At 38.5% G+C, this 20,498-nt stretch carries 15 protein-coding genes and 1 pseudogene; 7 read left to right on the forward strand and 9 right to left on the reverse strand.

What is annotated here, in order from left to right; translation table 11 throughout:
• Positions 1-213: 213 nt before the first annotated feature.
• Positions 214-1,317, forward strand: a complete 1,104-nt coding sequence (locus VB797_RS04405) for a tetratricopeptide repeat protein (RefSeq protein WP_323236426.1) — start codon at positions 214-216, stop codon at positions 1,315-1,317.
• A gap of 721 nt (positions 1,318-2,038) precedes the next feature.
• Complete coding sequence (locus tag VB797_RS04410; protein WP_323236427.1) at positions 2,039-4,054, forward strand: NAD-binding protein; 2,016 nt, start codon at positions 2,039-2,041, stop codon at positions 4,052-4,054.
• Here the strand turns inward: VB797_RS04410 and VB797_RS04415 are convergent.
• Positions 4,051-4,527, reverse strand: coding sequence for an MEKHLA domain-containing protein (locus VB797_RS04415; RefSeq protein ID WP_323236428.1), 477 nt, complete (start codon positions 4,525-4,527; stop codon positions 4,051-4,053). The two genes, VB797_RS04410 and VB797_RS04415, sit on opposite strands and share 4 nt — an antisense overlap.
• Before the next feature lie 440 nt (positions 4,528-4,967).
• Here VB797_RS04415 and VB797_RS04420 point away from each other — a divergent pair, with 440 nt between their 5' ends.
• Positions 4,968-6,677, forward strand: a complete 1,710-nt coding sequence (locus tag VB797_RS04420) for an ATP-binding protein (protein ID WP_323236429.1) — start codon at positions 4,968-4,970, stop codon at positions 6,675-6,677.
• Between the two features lie 145 nt (positions 6,678-6,822).
• Here VB797_RS04420 and VB797_RS04425 read toward each other — a convergent pair whose 3' ends face one another.
• A complete protein-coding gene (locus VB797_RS04425) occupies positions 6,823-8,037 on the reverse strand; it encodes a Rid family detoxifying hydrolase (RefSeq protein ID WP_416350837.1) in 1,215 nt (404 codons plus the stop codon).
• 311 nt (positions 8,038-8,348) lie between these two features.
• Complete coding sequence (locus VB797_RS04430) at positions 8,349-8,792, reverse strand: NUDIX hydrolase (RefSeq protein WP_323236431.1); 444 nt, start codon at positions 8,790-8,792, stop codon at positions 8,349-8,351.
• Positions 8,793-8,993: 201 nt separating this feature from the next.
• Between VB797_RS04430 and malQ the strand changes: the two genes are divergently transcribed.
• Complete coding sequence (gene malQ, locus VB797_RS04435; RefSeq protein WP_323236432.1) at positions 8,994-10,505, forward strand: 4-alpha-glucanotransferase; 1,512 nt, start codon at positions 8,994-8,996, stop codon at positions 10,503-10,505.
• Positions 10,506-10,996: 491 nt separating this feature from the next.
• Here malQ and VB797_RS04440 read toward each other — a convergent pair whose 3' ends face one another.
• Positions 10,997-11,773: a helix-turn-helix domain-containing protein gene (locus VB797_RS04440; protein WP_323236433.1), complete on the reverse strand. Its 777-nt coding sequence runs from the start codon at positions 11,771-11,773 to the stop codon at positions 10,997-10,999.
• Positions 11,774-11,805: 32 nt separating this feature from the next.
• Entirely contained in the window at positions 11,806-12,564 is a 759-nt protein-coding gene (locus tag VB797_RS04445; protein WP_323236434.1) for a pseudouridine synthase, read from the reverse strand.
• Positions 12,565-12,714: 150 nt separating this feature from the next.
• Here VB797_RS04445 and VB797_RS04450 point away from each other — a divergent pair, with 150 nt between their 5' ends.
• Positions 12,715-13,407, forward strand: a complete 693-nt coding sequence (locus VB797_RS04450; RefSeq protein ID WP_323236435.1) for a DUF2993 domain-containing protein — start codon at positions 12,715-12,717, stop codon at positions 13,405-13,407.
• A gap of 76 nt (positions 13,408-13,483) precedes the next feature.
• On the opposite strand, the gene VB797_RS04455 is transcribed toward VB797_RS04450, so the two are convergent.
• A complete protein-coding gene (locus tag VB797_RS04455; RefSeq protein ID WP_323236436.1) occupies positions 13,484-14,368 on the reverse strand; it encodes a phosphatidate cytidylyltransferase in 885 nt (294 codons plus the stop codon).
• A gap of 141 nt (positions 14,369-14,509) precedes the next feature.
• A pseudogene (locus VB797_RS04460) lies at positions 14,510-14,999 on the reverse strand (precorrin-6B methylase).
• Positions 15,000-15,135: 136 nt separating this feature from the next.
• Here VB797_RS04460 and VB797_RS04465 point away from each other — a divergent pair.
• Complete coding sequence (locus VB797_RS04465) at positions 15,136-16,635, forward strand: serine/threonine-protein kinase (RefSeq protein ID WP_323236437.1); 1,500 nt, start codon at positions 15,136-15,138, stop codon at positions 16,633-16,635.
• Positions 16,636-16,698: 63 nt separating this feature from the next.
• Here the strand turns inward: VB797_RS04465 and VB797_RS04470 are convergent, their stop codons facing one another.
• Positions 16,699-17,130, reverse strand: coding sequence for a helix-turn-helix domain-containing protein (locus VB797_RS04470; protein ID WP_323236438.1), 432 nt, complete (start codon positions 17,128-17,130; stop codon positions 16,699-16,701).
• A 278-nt stretch (positions 17,131-17,408) separates the two neighbouring features.
• Between VB797_RS04470 and VB797_RS04475 the strand changes: the two genes are divergently transcribed.
• Positions 17,409-17,588 carry a TatA/E family twin arginine-targeting protein translocase gene (locus tag VB797_RS04475; RefSeq protein WP_323236439.1) on the forward strand — a complete coding sequence of 60 codons (180 nt, stop codon included), beginning with the start codon at positions 17,409-17,411 and terminating at the stop codon, positions 17,586-17,588.
• A gap of 87 nt (positions 17,589-17,675) precedes the next feature.
• Here the strand turns inward: VB797_RS04475 and cphA are convergent, their stop codons facing one another.
• Entirely contained in the window at positions 17,676-20,375 is a 2,700-nt protein-coding gene (cphA, locus tag VB797_RS04480; protein WP_323236440.1) for a cyanophycin synthetase, read from the reverse strand.
• Between the last annotated feature and the right edge of the window lie 123 nt (positions 20,376-20,498).

Consider the following 20,498-nt stretch of genomic DNA (forward strand, 5'->3'; position numbering starts at 1 on the left):
ACTCCTCACTCCTAACTCCTAACTCCTCACTCCTAACTCCTCACTCCTAACTCCTAACTCCTCACTCCTAACTCCTCACTCCTAACTCCTAACTCCTAACTCCTAACTGCTCACTGCTTCTTGAAAAATTTATCGAATAAACTTCAATTTTCCTCTCCATGATGGGCATTCTAACTTAAACAGCATCAGTATTAAGTGCAGGAAAAGCTTAAAATGTCTCAAAAATTTGCAAATGTGCGGCGGATTATTCGCGCTTGTGTTCCTTTACTATTTTACTCCTGTGCTACGTTCGTGGGATTTGCCACCTTACCTGGAAATAAACTTTTAGCACAAACCGCTGTCACTCAAGATTTGGAAGCTGCTGGTTTGTTTCAGCAGGGAGTTATGCGCTATAACCGTAACGATTTCCAGGGGGCTGAATCGGCTTTACGGGCTGCTTTGAGTCGCGATTCTAATCTTGGTGTAGCACGGAATTATTTAGGTAATATTTTTTTAAAGCAAAATCGTTTGGATGCAGCTATACAGGAGTATGGAGAAGCAATTCGTCTTAATCCAGATTTAGCGGAAGCTTACTATAATTTGGGTTTAGCACTGCAAAAGCAAGAACAAAACGAAGCCGCAATTACTGCTTACCGTCAAGCATTAGTAGTTGAACCGACAATGGCGAATGCTCAATATAATCTCGGATTAGCTCTGTATCAACAAGGACGAAAAGAAGAGGCGATCGCCGCTTACGAGCAATCAATTCATCTAGATAAAGATAATGCCAATGCTTATTTTAATCTGGGAATAGCTTTGCAGGAACAAGGAGACACAGCTAAAGCTATCTCTGCTTACCGCGAAGTGTTGATATTAAATCCTCAGAGCATTACAGCATACAATAATTTGGGTGGTTTACTAGCGGTTCGCGGTCAAACTCCCGAAGCGATTGAGACTTACATCCAAGCTATTCGTCGCGTTCCAGATAATCCTTCTGCTTATTACAATTTGGGAGTAGCTTTTTATAAACAAGGGGAATTTAAGAAAGCTCAGCAAGTTCTCAAACGCGCTCATAAAGAATATCGCAAACAAGGTAATGTTGAACAAACACAAGTAATTGAGCAGTTGATGCAAGAAATTGTTTCATCTCAAACTAAACAACCAGCAATTGAAGCTGCTCCTGAGTCGTCCGTGGTGATTCCTAGCAATAATGAAGCGGAACAACCTTCAGATAATAGTGAAGTTGAGTTTTCCCCAGAAGTACCTGAGAATACACAACCACCATCTTCCGAACCGGAAATTCCAGCTACAACTCAAGAAGAGTTTGGATTTCAGTAATCCAGATTCAATGCGATCGCAATGAGAATTAAATCATAGTTTTCGGAATTTTAGAATATATATAACAATACGATTAAACTCGGTTTTCCCCAAAAGCCGGGTTTTTTTATATTGCGATCGCATCTCGCTGTTAATACTTATTAAAGGCTGAATAAAATCTAATTTAATTTATGATTAAGAATATTTTTTATTACTACAAATATAATGTTTTAGATATTGTAATCTGGATTGATTATTAAATAAATTTAGATATTTTCAGGACTTACGCGATTGTCACAAGACTCAGATGGTGCCGTACACTCACCGTCTTATTACTAGGTTGATAATTAGTCTGTGTACTAGCACCCTACTACAAAAAAATGTGCCAGTTGCGTAAGTCCTAATTTTTAGGATACGTTACTTTCATTGCATAAAAACACCATAAAATTGTCATTTGTATCACTCTATAATTAGACAATATTTTATTTAATTTTTATTTAATCTACGTAGCTCAAACTTCAAATATTTGAAAATTATTTATATATAATATTTTTTGTGCGCTGACTATATTTCTAACATTTAATAACAATAAATATTCTTTTTATAAATTATTTATACCGTTTAATTAAATTATTCGTGCGAATCTAGATCTAAGAAGATGTTGCACTGCAATGTCTCTACGTTAGTTATATGTATTTCTATTAATTATTTATCAGAAGCTACAATTACATAGGTTTCCTAAATGTCGTCATCTGAACAACAGAATCAATCGGCTCTGAACTCGCATTTTATAGTTTGTGGTTTGGGTAGTTTGGGTCAACATTGTATCAAGCTACTTAAAGATTTTGGTGTACCTGTAATTGCCATTGATAAACAAGAAAAGATAAAATGGGAAGTTGATGGTATCCCGAATTCGATTAAAAAGAATTATTTAGTTGGAGATATTCAAGATTCGGAAGTTTTAGTAAAGGCTAATATCAAAGAATGTCGAGCAATATTAATAGTTACAAATGATGAAATAGTAAATGTAAAAGTAGCTGATGAAATAAATAAACTAAATCCTCAAGCTCGGATGATTATTCGCTCATCAAAAAAGGATTTACATGAAAAAAGTAAGTTAAATATTGATAACGTAGTAGTTTGCGATCCAACAGAATTGCCTGCACAAGTATTTGCAACCCGTGCTTTAGGAGATGAAAATCGCGGTTTTTTTAAATTAGAAGATGAATGGTTAGGAGTACTTAAAGTTAAAATTCATCCCCATCATAAATGGCGGAATCGTCAACTACATCAAATTAATACCAAAGAATGCCGAATACTCTGTCATATTCCCGCGAGAAAACAGCTTCCGACTTTATTCCACAAATGGAAACCGAATTTAATTTTGTATCCTAATGACGAAGTTGTTTATATTGAAATTGATCGCAATTTAGTTCATTGGTATGGTGAATCAGATTGTTTATCTTCTGAATGGAAAAATAAAGGGTTTAAACAGAAAATTATTGATTTTTTATCCAAATTTAAGCGAGAGAAAAAAGCCCTTGCTTTCAAAGAATGGATTAAACATCAACTCAATCAACCGATTATTCGCATCGTATTTTTGACTTGGCTGATTCTGTTTGTTATTGGTGTTGTAATTCTAACTTTTGGATTCAAATTACCTCTCTGGAAAGCTTTTTATAGTTCTGCTGTAATGCTTTTGGGGGGATATGATGATGTTTATATAGAAGCAGAGAGTAAGGTTGTAGAATTGCAGCGGTTGATGAATTTTATCTATATGCTTAGCGGTATCCTGTTAATGGGTGTATTGCAAGCTTGGTTAACTCAATGGGTGTTAAACGAAAAATTTCAGCAGCTATTTGCTTATCCCAAACGCAACCATATTGTGGTAGTTGGTTTGAGTAGTCTGGGTGAGAAAATTGCCGACTTTTTACAAAAATGGCAACAGCCAGTATTTGCAATCAACGATAAGAAGGTCAAGGGTCGTGTTTTACCGCAGATGCAGTTATTAATTGGTAATTTCATTGATAACCTGCAAAAAATTGATGTTGCAAATGCTAAAAGTGTTGTTGTTGTTACCGATAATGAAGATGACAATATTGATATTGGTTTAAAAGCTTATAAAGCAAATCCCAATTGTACTTTAATTATTCGCACTTTTGACCATTACAAAACCAACGAAATTAAAGAATATTTACCTTATGCAAAAGTTATTAATGATTACGAACTTTCCGCAGAAGTCTTTGTAAGTAACGCTTTTGGGAAACATATCCGTAATATGCTGCGGATGAATGAGCAAACTATTTTGGTTGCAGAATACACTATCAAACCAGGAGATACTTTAAATGGATGTTTCTTGTTTGAAATTGCTTATGGGTATGAAGTCGTACCTATTCTTTACCAAACATACAAGCAAGTTCGTCCTAAAATTATGCCTAGCTATTGGGATAAATCACCTTTAGAATCCGGAGACAGAATTGTTATCCTGGCAAACTTCGATAGTCTGCAAAAAATCGAAATCGGCGATCGCCAACTTCCCGATTGTAAATTAAGGGTTAAAGAAGCACCATCGCAAGATGTGATACTCAAAGCAGCCGCAATTATCGCTTTTATTTGTGGCTGTAACAGAAAAATGGCGCGAAAATTAATGGATAATTTACCCGGTACGCTAGATTATCCTATATATAAGCATCAAGGACAATTGTTATTAAGAAAGCTGAAAAAGTATGGTGTTGATGCTACTTTGGTCGAAAATTAATCGAGAAATTTGTAATTAGAATAGATAGCAGCTTGACCAAAATATTTATTTTCTTCGTCTAAAAGGTTCCAGATCGTACCGTCTTCTATGTAAAAACGCTTGCTGCTGCTAGAAATGCGAACCCCGGAAAAATGGCTAAAACCTTTAGCAGCAGTTTCAGCTAAAAGGCGATCGCGTTCTTCTTGAACTATTTCCTCTGCGGATTGTCGTGAAGCCATCGAAGTAAAATCTTCCCAGTCAAGCTCCCATAGTTGCAAAGCTTTGCGATTACCGTAATTAAAAATTGGGTCGGCTTCTATACCGTGAGATACCAAGGCAAATTCAGCTTCAAACAACGTTTGAGCTACTTCTTCAGGGGAACCCGGACAATTCACTAAGGTACCACCAGTCCAGCACTCGAAGCTCGACATTAATATTTGGCTATGACGTACTATTTTATTTTGTTGCCAAGGTTGAATATTATCGTTAATCATGTCCAAAATTCTTCACATTTTTGTGCGTAACAAACTTTCCATGCTTAGATATCTGTCATTTTTTACCTTAAGTATGCGTAAATACTCTTGATTACAAAAAGTTTAATGTATTATAGTATTATAAATAATTTATCTAAAAAATTACTTTATTAGAAGATTTATTATTTGCACAAGAGTATTGACGTTTTTCATCAGGTATGATTTTAAACAAATATAGAACTTGAGACATTAATCATAGCCTTTCCCCTTCTAAAATTTGTTTTTAAAATGAATTATTTTATAACAGACAAGATATGATGAAAGTCTTGTCAGCGTCACGTCTTCTACTCTTCTGCTATTGCATTGTTAAAGTTCCGAATTCTATTTCGGGTATTATATTGGCTACCTGAAGATACGCAACAATTTGCATGGAGTAAAGACAATAGTTATGAAATTCAGTTATGTTGCAAAATCAGCGTCGTATTCTGCTTGTTATAGATGATAGCGTAGAAGACCGAGAGATTTATCGAAGATACCTTGAGAAAGATACTAAATATAGCTATACCCTTTTAGAAGCTGAGACGGGGGAAGAAGGGTTAGAGTTATCAAAACAAAAACCAGATGCGATTTTACTGGATTTCATGCTACCAGACTTTGATGGTTTGGAACTTCTGGCAGAATTAAAAACACAGCCTAATTTAAGTGATTTACCAATTATCCTACTTACAGGTCACGGCGATGAAACGATCGCTGTCAAAGCCATCAAAGGAGGAGCGCAAGATTATCTTGTTAAGGGAAGAATTACATCTGAAGTCTTACGATTTGCTGTAGATAATGCAATTCAAACCGCTGCTTTACAAGCTAAAATTGAACAGCAAGCCCAGCGCGAACGTTTGGTAATGCAAATTACTCAACAAATTCGTCAGTCTCTGGAATTAGATAAAATTCTTGATACTACAGTACATGAAGTCAGACGATTTTTGCAAACCGACCGCGTAGTAGTTTTTCGTTTTAATCAAGATTGGAGCGGTAAAGCGATTAGTGAATCTGTAGCTCCCGAATATATTTCTATATTATTAAAAGAAATGTACGACCCTTGCTTTGGTCAAAGTTATATTCACCGCTATCAACAAGGACGTGTAAGAGTTGTATCAGACCTTGATAACGGAAAACTCAGTCAATGTTACGTTGATATGTTAGCTGAATTTCAGGTGAAAGCCAATTTAGTTGTACCAATTTTGTTAGATAAAGATTTGTGGGGTTTATTAATTGCTCATCATTGTTCCACAGTCCGAAAATGGCAACAAATAGAAATCGAACTACTCGAACAGTTAGCGACTCAAGTTAGTATAGCTATTCAACAAGCAGAATTATATGATCAACTTAAGCAAGAATTAAGCGAACGCAAACGTTCGGAAGCAGCATTACGTGAAAGTAAAGAAAGTCTGCTACAAATAAATACTAGTTTGTTAGAAATGACAAATCAATATAAGCAGCGCAATCAAGAACTTGACCAATTTGCTTATATAGTTTCTCACGATTTGAAAGCACCATTGCGAGCAATAGGCAATATATCGACTTGGATTGAGGAAGATCTGGGGGAAAAAGTCGAACCAGAAACCCAAAATTATTTTAATATATTGCGATCGCGATTGGGACATATGCAAAATTTGATCGATAGTCTGCTAAATTACTCGCGGGTAGGAAGAAGTCAGGTCGCGATCAAAGCTATATCTGTAAAAGATTTGCTTGATGAAGTAATTGATTCTTTAGGAGCATCATCGGAATTTGATATAATCATCAGTCCAAAAATGCCCACTTTCAAAGGTAGAAGGATACTTTTACAACAAGTTTTCGCTAACTTGATTAGTAATGCGATCAAGCATCATCATCGTCCCAATGGAAAAATCGAAATTACAATTCGAGATTTAGAACAATTCTATGAATTTAGCGTAACTGACGACGGTCCGGGAATACCCCCGCAATATCACGATAAAATTTTTGCTATCTTCCAAACTCTTGAATCAAATAATAAAACTGACAGTACTGGAATTGGTTTAGCTATTGTTAAAAAAATAATTGAAACTGAAGGTGGCAAAATTTACGTGGAATCGCAAGTAGATCGAGGTAGTACGTTTCGTTTTACTTGGTTGAAGCAAAGTTCTAAATAAAAAAGGTGAGCAAGACCCACCTAAAAAATATATTCGTTAAATCTACTTGCTTATAGAATCAACTTTGAATAAGCCTATTTCGGAAAAAGACGGTTACTATTTCATGTCTTAAAAACGACATTTAATTAAATATCTAAACTAAATTTTACACCATTGCAATACATTCAATTTCGACTAAAACATCCTTTGGTAAGCGCGAAACCTCAACACAAGCTCGTGCTGGAGCCGATGCTTCATCAAAGTATTTGCCGTAAACTGCATTGACCGCCGCAAAATCACCCATATCTTTTAAAAATACGGTTGTCTTTACAACATTTAAAAATGTCGCACCAGCAGCCGTTAAAATAGCTTCCAGATTAGACATTACCCGTTCCGTTTGCTTCGTTACATCGTCAGTGTAAACAACATTTCCTGCTCTAGGATCGATCGCAATTTGTCCCGCAACAAAAATCATTTGACCGGATGCGGCGATCGCTTGGTTGTAAGGTCCCACTGGTGCGGGTGCGTTATCAGTTTTAATCACTTTACGAGTCATAGATTCCACCATTAAATAAGATTCCATCTGTGCCTGATAGATTTCCCCATCTGGCATTATCGCACCTGTTAGGTCTGCATTTTCAAATGTAGCGCCGTAAATATTCGCGTTGGTTAAATCTGCTTTTTTTAGGTTGGCATTATTTAAGTTAGCTTTGGTGAGGTTAGCGTTTTGTAAATCGGCTCCCTGGAGGTTGGCATTTTGTAAACAGGCTTTTGTCAGGTTTGCATCATTCAGATATACTCCTACCAAATCAGCATCAGCTAAATTCACTCCTGATAAATCGCATTGCTTCAAATCCGCTCCTCTGAGTTTACATTTTTGAAGATTAGTATTTTTAAATGATGCGTCGCTTAAATCAGCTTGACTTAAATCAGTTTCAGCTAAATTTACTTGAATAAAACTTGAATTATATAATTTAGCCCCCGTAAGATTCGCTTTAAATAATGATGTTCTCGTAAACTCCATATCATTTAATTGAGCATTACTAAGGTTAGCATTATCCAAATTCGCGTTAGCTAATTCAGCATAGCCCATCTCAGCTTTACTCAAATCAGCACCATTAAGTTCAGCTAAAGTAAAATTTGCATTATAAGCTTCTATTTGGCTTAAATTGGCTTCTACTAAAGATGCTCTACTCAAATTTGCAGAATTCAGATTTGCTTTAGTTAAATTGACTTGACTTAAATCACATCCAGTCAAATCAGCTGATTCTAGATTGATTCCGTTCAAATCCGCACCTTTTAAATCCAATCCTCTCAGATTTACATTCTTAAACTTTCGATCGCCTGCTTTATATTTTTTTAAAAATTCTTCAGCGTTCATCATGCACCTTAGAATACAATTTATCCAGTATAATCTCGTTATTTTGTATTAAAGGTAGCTGTATAAAAGATAAATATACATAACTGGTTCCTAGCCTCTGGCTGGGAACCCATCCTAGGAGGCTCTGCCTCCAGAGGACAAAAAAAGAGGCGGAGCCTCTTGAAATGCATTCCCAGCCGGAGTCTGGGAACGAGATGAACGAGATGACGAGGACAAACCCCTATATTTAAACCCACGCAGGTGGGTTTTGCCTGTGTAGACGCGGTTTTAACCGCCGGGTAAATTAAAATACGCTACAAACAATCCAAAATCTAAAATCTAAAATCCCAAGCCCTTGGTCTTATCCCATAATGCCGATATCGCCAATAATCTTGCAAAATGCGATCGTGGTCAAAACATAAGTTACCAGGAACGTTCCAAGATTCAAAAACCGCTGCATCTTTAGCATCATCACCCGCTTGCGGTTCACCTTTAGCGGTAGCAATAAACACAATACTTATCGTATGCTTGCGTGGATCGCGTTTGGGATCTGAATATACGTGAAACTGCTCGATTAACTCTACTTCTAAACCGATTTCTTCCAAAGCTTCCCTTCTGGCTGCGGTTTCCACAGCTTCCCCATAATCCACAAAACCTCCAGGAATAGCCCAACCGAGAGGTTCGTTATGGCGTTCGATTAATACTATTGGTCGATGTGGTTTATCAATTAACTCGATGATGATATCTACTGTCGGAGCCGGATTGCGATAAGTCATGAAATTTTAGATTTTAAATTTTGGATTTTGGATTAAAAGAGTTAGAAGCTTGGAGAGGGGGGAGAGAGGGAAGGAGTTATTACACCTTTAACCTTTAACCTCTAACCTTTAACCTCTAACCTTTGACCCATGCCCTATTTTTAACAACTAACATTGTGATAAATTCGATTGGATATGCTTTTTCTATAGTCAGGATTCTTTATGTCTTTTCCTAGAAGCAGCGGTATTTTACTTCATCCTACTAGTTTTCCCAGTCGTTTTGGTATTGGGGATTTGGGGAATGAAGCTTACCGTTTTATTGATTTTCTCAAAGATAGTTCTCAACATTATTGGCAAATTCTACCTTTAGGTCCGACTGGTTTTGGTAATTCTCCTTATATGTGCTATTCGGCTTTAGCGGGTAATCCGCTGTTGATTAGTCCGGAGAAATTGCGCGATCGCGGTTTACTTTCTGATGACGATTTTGCTAACTTACCTGAATTCCCGCTGGATAATGTGGATTATCAGCAGGTAGAATCAACTAAAATTCCTTTGTTGAAAAAAGCTTGCTCTAATTTCAAAGCGAATATAACTCAGGAACAGCAACAAGCCTTTGAAGAATTTTCCAGTTCCAAGGCTTATTGGCTGGATGATTATAGCTTATTTATGGCGCTCAAACACAGTACTAACGGCGCAAGCTGGAATAGTTGGGATGAAGATATTGCCAAACGCAAACCTGAAGCCATAGAAAAGGCGAAAAAAGAATTAGAAGACGAAGTTTTTTATCACAAGTTTCTTCAGTTTGAATTTCATAATCAATGGTCGGATTTAAGACAATACGCGAATGAATGCGGTGTCAAAATTATCGGCGATATTCCGATTTATGTAGCTCACGATAGCGCTGATGTATGGGGAAATCCGGAAAATTTTTGTTTGGATAAAGAAACTGGAGAAGCTGCGTTAATGGCTGGTGTACCACCAGATTACTTTAGCGCTACTGGTCAATTGTGGGGTAATCCAGTTTACGATTGGAAGCAGTTGGAAAAGCAAAATTTTAAGTGGTGGGTAAAGCGTTTTGAAGCGATGCTCGATTATGTAGATATTATTCGTATTGACCATTTTCGGGGATTTGAATCTTTTTGGGCTGTACCTTTGGGTGAAGAAACTGCGGAAAATGGCGAGTGGATTGAAGCTCCTGGTGATAAGTTATTTGAAGCTATTAAAAAACAGCTTGGGACTTTACCTGTATTAGCTGAAGACTTAGGAACTATCACCCCAGAAGTAGAAGCATTACGCGATAAGTTTGAATTTCCCGGTATGAAGGTTTTGCTATTTGCTTTTGGTGGAGATGCCAGCAATCCTTATTTACCTTTCAATGTTCAAGAGAATAATTGTGTCATTTATACGGGGACTCACGATAATAATACTACTGTCGGTTGGTATGAAAGCGCCACTGATGATGAAAAACGCAATTTATCTTTCTATTTGGGTTCTATAAGTCCCGACGGCGTACATTGGGATATGATTCGTTTAGCGATGGCTTCCGTTGCAAATGTCGCAATTTTTCCCTTACAGGATATTTTAGGATTGGGTGCTAATGCCAGAATGAACATTCCTAGTAAAGGAGAAGGTAACTGGGAATGGCGTTATCGACATGAAGCGATGAATTCCGAATTATCCCAACGGATGAAATACTTTGTCGAATTTTTCGGGCGATCGCCAATAAAGAGTTAGAAGTTAGGAGTTAGGAATTAAGAATTAACTTAGATCTTGCACCATTCTCGTTAACCCCGAATTCTTGCCTTGAAATCAATTGATACGGCTAATAAACAAAGTATTTTAAAACGTACTAAAAGCCTTACTTAGTGGTTAACCGCATAAGTTATGAGGGGTTAACGTAGTGCGTGTGCGTAAGCGCAGACTCACGAAGTGTGCGCGTTCACCGCAAGGTGTTCCCGCAGGGAAGCGCAAGCGTCCCGCTCGCTCGTTACCACCACGGAGCGAGACGCTCCCACTACGAATACATGACCCCTCAAAATTAATGTGACAGACTACTAGTCTGATTTATCAGACTTTGACTTTGAGCGGGGGGAATTTATTCCAAAGCGGTTATTGCAACTGGTGCAAAATTTAAGTTAGAAGTTAAGAGTAATTAAAAGTAAGGAAAAATTATCTATCTATGTTTCCTTTGCTCCCTATACTTTTTTCAACTCCTCACTCCTAACTTAATTCAACGCAATTCTAAGTTGTTCGGCTTTTCCAGGTTTACCCATTTCTTTAGCTTCTTGGTGGTTAACGCTGACCAAAACTCCTCCAGCGTTACCTGCTTTGACGGTAAGTTCTTTTTGAGCTTTCCAAGTACGTTTGCTTCCTTGCTCTAAGTTACCCTCGAAAGTTGTTTTACCGTCAGCTATTACTTGAATCCAAGAGGATTCTTTTAAAGTCACTCCCACTTGAACTTCTTTTTTATCTTGATTAATGGTATCTATTTTAGCGATCGATTCGGATTTGGGGTTGTTAGCGGATATATCTGGCTTCTGCTGCGATTGAGTATCAGTTGCGATTGTCGCATCACTCAACCAATTAGATAAGCCACTCACAGCACCTAAAATTAAGAATACGTATAGTAAATAAAGATGGATGGGACGTAATTGAGCAAATGAGGGATTTTTCCAAACGGGTTTGAGAACAACTTTGTTTGTACCAACAGGAAATGTACTAGTAAATTCAACTCCGTTGAAACCTAAAGCATCAGCATATTGACGAACCAAACTTTTAATATAGACTGGTTCTGGTAAATCCTCAAAATTGGCTTCCTCTATACCCTTTACTAGCCGTCGGGGAATCCTGGTATGCATTACCACTTGTTCCAACGAAAAACCATATTGTTCCCGTGTAGCTTTCAATTGTGCGCCCATTTGGGTTAACTTTTCTGTTCTTTGCTCTTCTAGCGAAGCTGTAGGATTTACTATTGCTTTTTCTTTGTTTTTAAACCACTTCATCTTTTTTTACGCTCCTTAAACCAGCTGAATCATTAATCGGGGATTTTTTGTAATTCTTTGTGTAAATAGAGAACTTCCTCATCTGTTAGGTAGCGAAAACTACCTGACGATAAATATTCTTCTTTGGGTAATTGCAGTTGTAACTGACCAATAGCCATGCGATGTAATTCAATTACCGGATACCCCAGTTTTTGGGCTACACGGCGAATTTGGCGGTTTCTTCCCTCCTTAAGAATGATTTCTAGTTCGCTTTGTTCTGCTAATTTTTCGATTAACTGCACTTGAGCAGCCCGGGTTTTTCGGTTGTCTAAAAAAACACCCTCCCGCCACATCTGCAAAGTTTGTTGAGGTGGATGTCCTTTAACTAAAACGCGATACGTTTTAGGGATGTTATGACGTGGATGGGTAAGTCTAAACGTTAAGTCTCCATCATTTGTTAATATCAATGCTCCCGTAGAGTCAGCATCTAAACGACCAACTGGGTGAATACCTGTACCGGAACGCAGTTCTTCTGGTAGTAAATCTAATACAGTTGGTCTTGCTTGGGGATCGTAACAAGTAGAAACTACCCCACGCGGTTTATTCATTAACAAATAAATTAACACCGGACGCTTTGAAGCAGAAATTGTTTTCCCATCAACGGTAATATTGTCTGTTTCGGGGTCTACTTTCTGCCCTAAGTGTGCTAATACACCATTTACCCTCACCCGTTCAAGTTTAATCATTTCTTCCGCTTGACGACGTGAGGCAATACCCCATTGTGAAATAATTTTTTGTACCCGAGCCTCCATGTATATTTACTGATATCCCATCAGTTCACACTTAAATAAAAATATAGTATTGATATTTTGTAATTGAAAAGCTGTTTTGATACAGTTAATAATTGTTTATTCATTCAATTATCAATTTTCAATTAACCTCACTATGCTTCTAGCGACCAAATGCTGAAAAAAAATAAGTTTAGATTGATTACAAACGTTCTAACCGCAGCAATCAAATTGTGGCTAAGAACACAAGTAAGTCACGTTGAGCAACTTCAAGTCGAGATTATTGGTGGCGATCGCCAAATCATTTCTGGCAGCATACCATCCGTATCTATTGTTGCACAAAGCGCGGTATACCAAGGTCTTCATTTATCTTTTGTAAATTTGCTCGCAAAAAATATTCGTATTAATATCAGTTCTATTCTCAAAGGACAACAGTTGCGGTTGTTAGAAAAAGTACCAGTATCTGGAGAATTAAATCAACTTGAAGCTGACTTATCTGCTTCTTTGTCTAGTAAATTACTATCAACTGCTTTAAATGATGTACTGATTAAACTTCTACCAGAATATGGTTCACTTTCCAAGTCAACTAGTTGGCAAAAAGTCACGATTAAAGATGGAATACTTGAAATCTTCGGCATCATAGATGAAGAAAACAATCCCCAACCCTTAGATATTTGTCTTGGATTAAAATTACTCAGTCACCATGAGTTGATCATTGCACCCCTAATTGTTACAAGCAATACAAAAGTCCTACATGAAAGCCATAACGGGGAATATATTAACTTAGGGTCTGACGTAGAAATTCAAGAACTACAACTTATCCCCGGAAAAATTATTTGCCGAGGAAAGATAAATGTGAATCCATAATAAACAAAAATATTAAATTTGGGAATTGGGTATAAAAAATAATTCGTAATTAATTTCTGCCTATCTCCCCATCCCTTTAATTCAGTAGCGGTAATAGCAGGGTGATAAAGTAATAAACTAATGGAGCAGTAAAAATATAGCTGTCGGTACGGTCTAGAATTCCTCCATGACCGGGAATCAGGTCTCCTGAGTCTTTAACACCTGCATCACGTTTGAGCATGGATTCAGTTAAGTCACCTAAAAGACTGGCGATACCAATGAGCGAACCTAATGCGGCACCCGTCAGATAAAATTTCGGTAAATCAATGTAGTAAGCTGCTGCAATTCCGACTACAATACTTGCCGTAATTCCAAAAATTGCTCCCTCTACAGTTTTCTTCGGACTAATACCAGATAAAGGTGTTTTACCAAAATATTTACCTACGAAATAAGCGCCGATATCGGCAGCCCAGATACACATAAAAGTAAGTAAAGTTGCACCTAAACCTAATGGTAAAGCGGAAAAATTGTCTCTCCCGATAAATGCCGTAAGGGAAGATGGAATGTAACCTCCTAAAGGTATATTGCTGAAATTTGCCGTATCGATCGCTCGCAAGCGTACCCAGTAGCTAGGCAAATATCCCGTATAGAACAAGCCGAGGATTGAAGCGGAAATATCGGCAATTGATGCCATCTTCGGCTGAAACAACAGATAAAAGCAAATAAATGTACCGGCTACAGGCATTACAGCGTCAGCTAAATTGCTATTTAGTGTACAAATTACGAGCAAAACTTGGCTGACAACCATTGTAATCTTCGCTGCTGGAGCTATGCCTTTGGCTCGTACTAAATTAAAATATTCTCGCTGCCCTAAAAAGATGATGATGACATATAAAAATGTGAAATACCATCCTCCCAGCATAGTGGCACCTAAAGCTAGAGCGATCGCAATAATTCCACTTAAAATCCGAGACAAAGACATAGACAATAGAATTTTAGATTTTAGATTTTGGATTTTAGATTTTGCTTAAAGGTGGTGTAAATGTTCTTCCCCCCATTTCCTGCACCAGATTTTACAAATACATGAGTAGCAACAATTGTTAGAACATTTCTCAATTCCCAATCAATCTAATTTTTCGCCGGTGAGGATAAAAATTGGGTTTAGGGCAGTGAAGATTTGGCTAAAACCCCGTGTTTAGAGACGATTAACCGCTCTATTGCACAACTTCAACGTTTCTCGCTTGCATGGGGAAGCTTTGGGGAATAGCATACAGACTTTCCACATTAGCAGATGTTGCTACCATTCGACCATGATAAGGCAAGTACTTCCACACTGTTTGTAGGATTTCCGTAACAAAGCGTCCTCCTTCAACATCAACTGGCAGGAGTCCCCCGTCCTACCCCTATGGAGGCGGCGGGAGGAATGCTTTTTGCGAGTTTAATTGACAATGCATAGCTTGGTACTTCAATTAGGTTTTCTACTCCAAAACGCTGGCAATTGTACCTGTACCCGCACCAATATTCCATAGTACATCTTCTGGTTGCAGTCGCAGTTGGGAAATTAGTAATGATCGGATTTCTCGCTGACTCAAGGGTATTCCCGCTAAGACCACGGTTTATTCGTCATAATAAAATATAAATAATTTTCTTTGACTACTGATAATAACTTGTTTGATGCTGTAAAAATTTGGCGAGAAAAGCCGTTTATAGCGAAAATGATTATTAAAGCTCAAGCGGAGGTGCATCCAGATGATTGGTGAAGTATTGGCTAATCGCTACCACATACTTTCTCTGTTGGGGAAAAAAAATGGGCGAAAAACTTTTTTAGTCCGAGATTTACACACTCTTGAGCTAGCTGTAATTAAGTTACTTTCTTTTGACAACGATTTTCAATGGGATGACCTCAAGTTGTTTGAACGGGAAGCTCGGACTTTACAAAATTTATCACATACCTCGATTCCAAGCTATATCGATTATTTTGAAGTCGAAACATTATCTGGATTTGCTTTAGTACAAATTTATATTCCGGCACCAACTTTAGAAGAATCGATCAAATCTGGACGTACTTTTACGGAATCGGAAGTAAAACAAATCGCAACCAAGCTGTTAGATATTTTAATTTATTTACATTCTAAGATTCCACCCGTAATTCACCGCGACATTAAGCCGAGTAATGTTTTATTAGGAAATCGGTCTGGGAATTATGTTGGAGAAGTGCATTTAATTGACTTTGGGTCGGTACAAAACGCTGCTGTCAGAGAATTTGGCACCCGCACCGTGGTGGGAACCTATGGATATATGGCTCTCGAACAGTTTGGCGATCGCGCTGTACCAGCTTCGGATATTTACAGTTTGGGTGCGACGTTAATTTATTTGGTAACGGGTATTCATCCAGCAGATTTACCTCAAAAAGATGGACGGATTGAGTTTGAGCATTTTACTTCTTTGAGCCATGAATTTACTAATTGGTTAAAAGCTATTACCGAACCCACTTTAGAAAAGCGTCTATCATCTGCTACTCAAGCATTAACTGCATTACAGCAGCCAAAATTAAATCCAAATTATTTTTTAAATTCCTTTTCTAAACGAGGTGATTGGTCTTGGGATGGTCAAAATTGGATTCCCAAAAATCAGGAGTTGTTAGTCAACAGCTTGCAAAATAAATCTAATCCTAACGGAATTAACCTTAACCAACCATCTGGAAGCAGAATTACACTTCATAAAAGCGAAGATAATTTAGAAATATTGATTCCACCAATTGGTTTTCATCCATCGCTGATATTTTTGGGTCTGTTTACAACTGCTTGGAATTCACTAACTTTACTATGGACGGTTGGTGCTGTTAATAGCGGTGTTTTCCCGATCAATTTACTATTTGCGATTCTTTCTCTACCATTTTGGGGTTCTGGTTTACTGCTCACCTACAGTTTTATCTTTTCTTTATGGGGAAAGATTCGATTATCTATAAACAAAGAGCGAATTGCTAAATTTTACGAAATATTTGGATTTAAATATCAACGTCCTGCTGCATCACATAAAAGAGATATTCATAAATTAACTTATATTCCCAAACACTTCGTCAAAGATGCGAACGGAGAAAAAACTCAGGTTCTCGCTCAATTAATTATTAGTACAGGAGTACGCAAATATAAACTTCAAGATGGTGGTGCGATCGCGAACGAATCCGAACTCAAATGGTTAGCTGCGGAGTTGAGCGATTGGTTGAACTTACCCGTGAATTTAGATTGAGCAAAGACAGCAGCATTGGCGATCGCTATTGGGTGTTCGGACGATATTGTTCTATGGTTAGGATTACGTTTCTTGCAAACAAATAACCATCCCATCCGATTCCACTTCCATCCAAACCTTCGCACCGCAAGTGAGGGGATTGTTCGGACGATAAACGACCCGACAATTTCCAATTATTTCAATATCGTGATAATAACGAGTGCTTTTTCCTGATTCAACCCTAACTACAGGCTTATTCGTACCATGCTTACTATTACTTCTGATAGTGTGCTGGTTCACGCAAATGCGAGTTAATGCCTTTGAAATCCGCTTTCGCCAATTAGGCTTCGGACCTCTACGACCTTTTGTAACTTTGGGTTTTCCATTAAATAAAGGAATCTTCCAAAATCGACCATCTTTTCTCGCTCCTTTGATTCTGCCTTCTTTGAGTAATCGTCGTACTCGTTGAGTACAAATTTTGAGTAATTTTGCAGCTTCTGTTGTTCCAACCATCATCCACTAAAAACTATAGCGCTATAGTTTCAGCATATAACAATTGGCATATCCCAGCAAAATAATTAACTTACAATCTCCGATCTTCTAAAATTCTTTTATCAGCTAAAGTTTGAATAAATAATTGGCGATTGTGATAATCATCGGGATTGTTGCTTTCCATATCCCAAGTTATGGCGATCGCTCCCAATATCTTCTAAGATCACCTAGTTAATTCTTCTCCCCTGCATCTACACTCGCACTCTACTATAGATAAAAGAATCTTGATTTAAAGAGGCGCTATGTTTGGATTGGGTTTTCCGGAAATGGCTGTAATTGTGGTTGTGGCGATTTTGATTTTTGGACCAAAAAAAATTCCCGAATTAGGGAGCGCGTTGGGAAAGACTCTGCGGGGTTTTAAGGAAGAACTTAAAGATAATCGCAATGAAAGCGATCGCGAAAATAACGAAGAACAGCAATAATACCTATAAATAAACATGATGGGTAAAAAGTTATTAATAAAGCGTTTCGACGCAATCCATAACTCTTTACTCATCATCCCTAACTTTTCATAAAGAATTTAACACTGAAGATATTTCTCCTACTTGTTTATCTTTAGGAGTGGCGCTATCGTACATTGGAGGGTTTTCTTCTTCTATTACACCCCTAGCTTTAATTAATTTAATTGCACGATTAACGCTTTCTGGTAAAATTACCACCAAACTATCATCGGTTGCTAAATCCAAAGCTTTATTAATTGCTTCGCTTTCGTCTAAAACTGTTTCATGCAGGCAATTGGGGTTTGCTTCCCTAATACCTTGAGTAATTAAATCCGCAGCAGAACCTCGTTGTCTGCCTCGCGTGTCGTCATCTTCCTTAATGATGATGCACTCGAAAATCGAAGAAGCTAATTTACCCAACATCACAAAATCTTCATCGCGGCGATCGCCAGGTCCCCCAATTACACCGATACGCTGTCCGGATGTCCAGTTACGCACGAATTGCCCCAATGCTTCATAAGAAGCCGGGTTGTGAGCATAATCGATCAAAGCGTGATGTTTACCCAAGTTAAATAAATTCATCCGTCCGGGTGTTTGATTCACCGAAGCCCGGAAAGTATTTAAACCTGCTCGAATTTCTTCTATAGAAACGTTCTGCACGAAAGCAGCTAAAGATGCTGCTAAAGCGTTAGCAATCATAAACGGCGCACGTCCGCCCATTGTCAAAGGGATATTATCGACTTTTTCTATGCGATGAGTCCAATCTCCTTTTAATATTGACAAAAAGCCATTTTCATAAATCGCCGCCACTCCACCTTTTTGGATATGCCCCTTGACTAGTTCCGATTCCGGATTCATGGTGAAGTAAGCAATATTGGCTTTTGTTCTTTCCGCCATTGCGGCAACTCGTCGATCGTCGGCGTTTAAAACTGCATAACCGTCGGGATATACTGCTTCTGCAACTACACTCTTCAAATGCGACAGTTGGTCAATAGTATCAATATCGCCTAATCCCAAATGGTCGGCAGCTACATTTAATACCACACCTACATTAGTCGCTTCAAAAGCTAATCCCGAACGCAGGATACCTCCCCGCGCTGTTTCCAACACGGCAACTTCTACTGTCGGGTCTTGTAATATTAATTGAGCGCTTTGGGGTCCGGTGTTATCTCCCGCTTCTACTAAGTATTCTCCGATATAAGTTCCATCTGTGGTCGTATACCCGATGACCTTACCCGTTTGTTTAAAAATATGAGCAAGCAACCTAGTAGTAGTAGTTTTACCGTTAGTTCCGGTAATACTAAGCACGGGGACGCGATGAGTTTTATCATTCGGGAATAGCATATCCATCACAGCCGAGGCGACATTGCGGGGAATCCCCTTACTAGGAGCAACGTGCATCCGGAATCCCGGAGCGGCATTCACCTCAACAACGACGGCATCAACTTCTCGCAACGGACGAGTAATATCGGTGGTAACAATATCAATTCCGGCAATATCCAAGCCAATGATTTTAACTATCCGTTGAGCCAACCAAGCATTTTCTGGATGAATTTCATCGGTACGGTCTACAGCTATACCGCCTGTAGATAAATTCGCCGTTGCTCGTAAATAACAAATTTCATTTTTATTTAAAACGCTATCAAGGGTATAGCCTTGTCTTTCCATTAGCTCATAACTGTTACGGTCTAACACAATCCGAGTTAGAACGTTATCGTGACCGTCGCCGCGATTTGGGTCATTGTTGGTTTCTTCAAGTAGTTCGGCAACAGTAGATTTACCGTTCCCCACTACATGAGCCGGTACGCGCTCGGCGACTGCAACAACTTTACCATCCACGACTAATACGCGATGGTCGCGTCCGACATAATATTTCTCAACAATTACCGAGCGAGAAACGGCTCTGGCAACATCATAGGCGGCTTCAGCTTCTTCCCGGTTTCTGATATCAATAGTAATACCGCGTCCGTGGTTGCCATCGAGGGGCTTGATGACGATAGGATAGCCGCCAATATGATTAACTGCGTCTTCCAACTCATCGAAAAAATTGATTGTCATACCTCTGGGTACTGGGACACCAGAAGCTTCAAGAATGCGTTTGGTAGCTTCTTTATCACAAGCAAGTTCTACGCCTAAAATGCCGGTATTAGCTGTCATTGTGGCTTGAATGCGCTTTTGCTGGACTCCATAACCGAGTTGAATCAAATATCTCGAACCCAAAGGCATCCAGGGGATACCTCTTCTTGTGGCTTCGTCAACGATTGATTCTGTAGAAGGACCCAAAGAAGCATCACGCCAGTGGTCTTTGATATCCTGCAAATCTTGCTCTAACTCAGCCTTGGGATAGCGACCTCGATCGACAATGCTTTGACATAACCGTACCGCAGCCCTTGCAGCGTAACGTCCGGCTTCTTCATTTAAATACTCGAAAACTACTTGATAAATTCCTGGAGTTGAAGTTTCGCGGGTGCGACCGAAACCCGCCCGCATTCCAGATAATTCCTGAAGTTCTAGCGCTACGTGTTCAACAATATGACCAATCATAGTGCCTTCTCGCACGCGCATCAGAAAACCACCACGACAGCCAGGGGAACAGTAATGTCCTTCTAAAGTTGGTAACGCTTCTACCAATCCTTCGTAAAAACCGGGGATTTCATTAGAAGGTGTCTCGGCGAGGTTTTCTAAATCGAGGCGCATGACGATTAATTTGTGGCGTCGAATGCTCCAGTAGTTTGGGCCGCGTAAAGTCTGGATCTTGAGGATTCTCATGATTAAGGGTAGATGGAGATTCGGAACCAAATTTATAGTTTCTTACTGGAATTGACCGCATAACTGTTTTTGGATAACAGTTTTTTATTCTTACATCGTAATCAATTTGTTGTGACTTACTTG

The organism is Rivularia sp. UHCC 0363, from assembly GCF_034931125.1.
Taxonomy (GTDB): Bacteria; Cyanobacteriota; Cyanobacteriia; order Cyanobacteriales; family Nostocaceae; genus Rivularia.

Bases quoted from the DNA above. Each gene is read 5' to 3' on its own strand.
- VB797_RS04405 (WP_323236426.1), top strand. From the start codon at position 214: ATGTCTCAAAAATTTGCAAATGTGCGGCGGATTATTCGCGCTTGTGTT.
- VB797_RS04410 (WP_323236427.1), top strand. From the start codon at position 2,039: ATGTCGTCATCTGAACAACAGAATCAATCGGCTCTGAACTCGCATTTT.
- VB797_RS04415 (WP_323236428.1), bottom strand. From the start codon at position 4,527: ATGATTAACGATAATATTCAACCTTGGCAACAAAATAAAATAGTACGT.
- VB797_RS04420 (WP_323236429.1), top strand. From the start codon at position 4,968: ATGTTGCAAAATCAGCGTCGTATTCTGCTTGTTATAGATGATAGCGTA.
- VB797_RS04425 (WP_416350837.1), bottom strand. From the start codon at position 8,037: ATGAACGCTGAAGAATTTTTAAAAAAATATAAAGCAGGCGATCGAAAG.
- VB797_RS04430 (WP_323236431.1), bottom strand. From the start codon at position 8,792: ATGACTTATCGCAATCCGGCTCCGACAGTAGATATCATCATCGAGTTA.
- malQ (WP_323236432.1), top strand. From the start codon at position 8,994: ATGTCTTTTCCTAGAAGCAGCGGTATTTTACTTCATCCTACTAGTTTT.
- VB797_RS04440 (WP_323236433.1), bottom strand. From the start codon at position 11,773: ATGAAGTGGTTTAAAAACAAAGAAAAAGCAATAGTAAATCCTACAGCT.
- VB797_RS04445 (WP_323236434.1), bottom strand. From the start codon at position 12,564: ATGGAGGCTCGGGTACAAAAAATTATTTCACAATGGGGTATTGCCTCA.
- VB797_RS04450 (WP_323236435.1), top strand. From the start codon at position 12,715: ATGCTGAAAAAAAATAAGTTTAGATTGATTACAAACGTTCTAACCGCA.
- VB797_RS04455 (WP_323236436.1), bottom strand. From the start codon at position 14,368: ATGTCTTTGTCTCGGATTTTAAGTGGAATTATTGCGATCGCTCTAGCT.
- VB797_RS04465 (WP_323236437.1), top strand. From the start codon at position 15,136: ATGATTGGTGAAGTATTGGCTAATCGCTACCACATACTTTCTCTGTTG.
- VB797_RS04470 (WP_323236438.1), bottom strand. From the start codon at position 17,130: ATGATGGTTGGAACAACAGAAGCTGCAAAATTACTCAAAATTTGTACT.
- VB797_RS04475 (WP_323236439.1), top strand. From the start codon at position 17,409: ATGTTTGGATTGGGTTTTCCGGAAATGGCTGTAATTGTGGTTGTGGCG.
- cphA (WP_323236440.1), bottom strand. From the start codon at position 20,375: ATGAGAATCCTCAAGATCCAGACTTTACGCGGCCCAAACTACTGGAGC.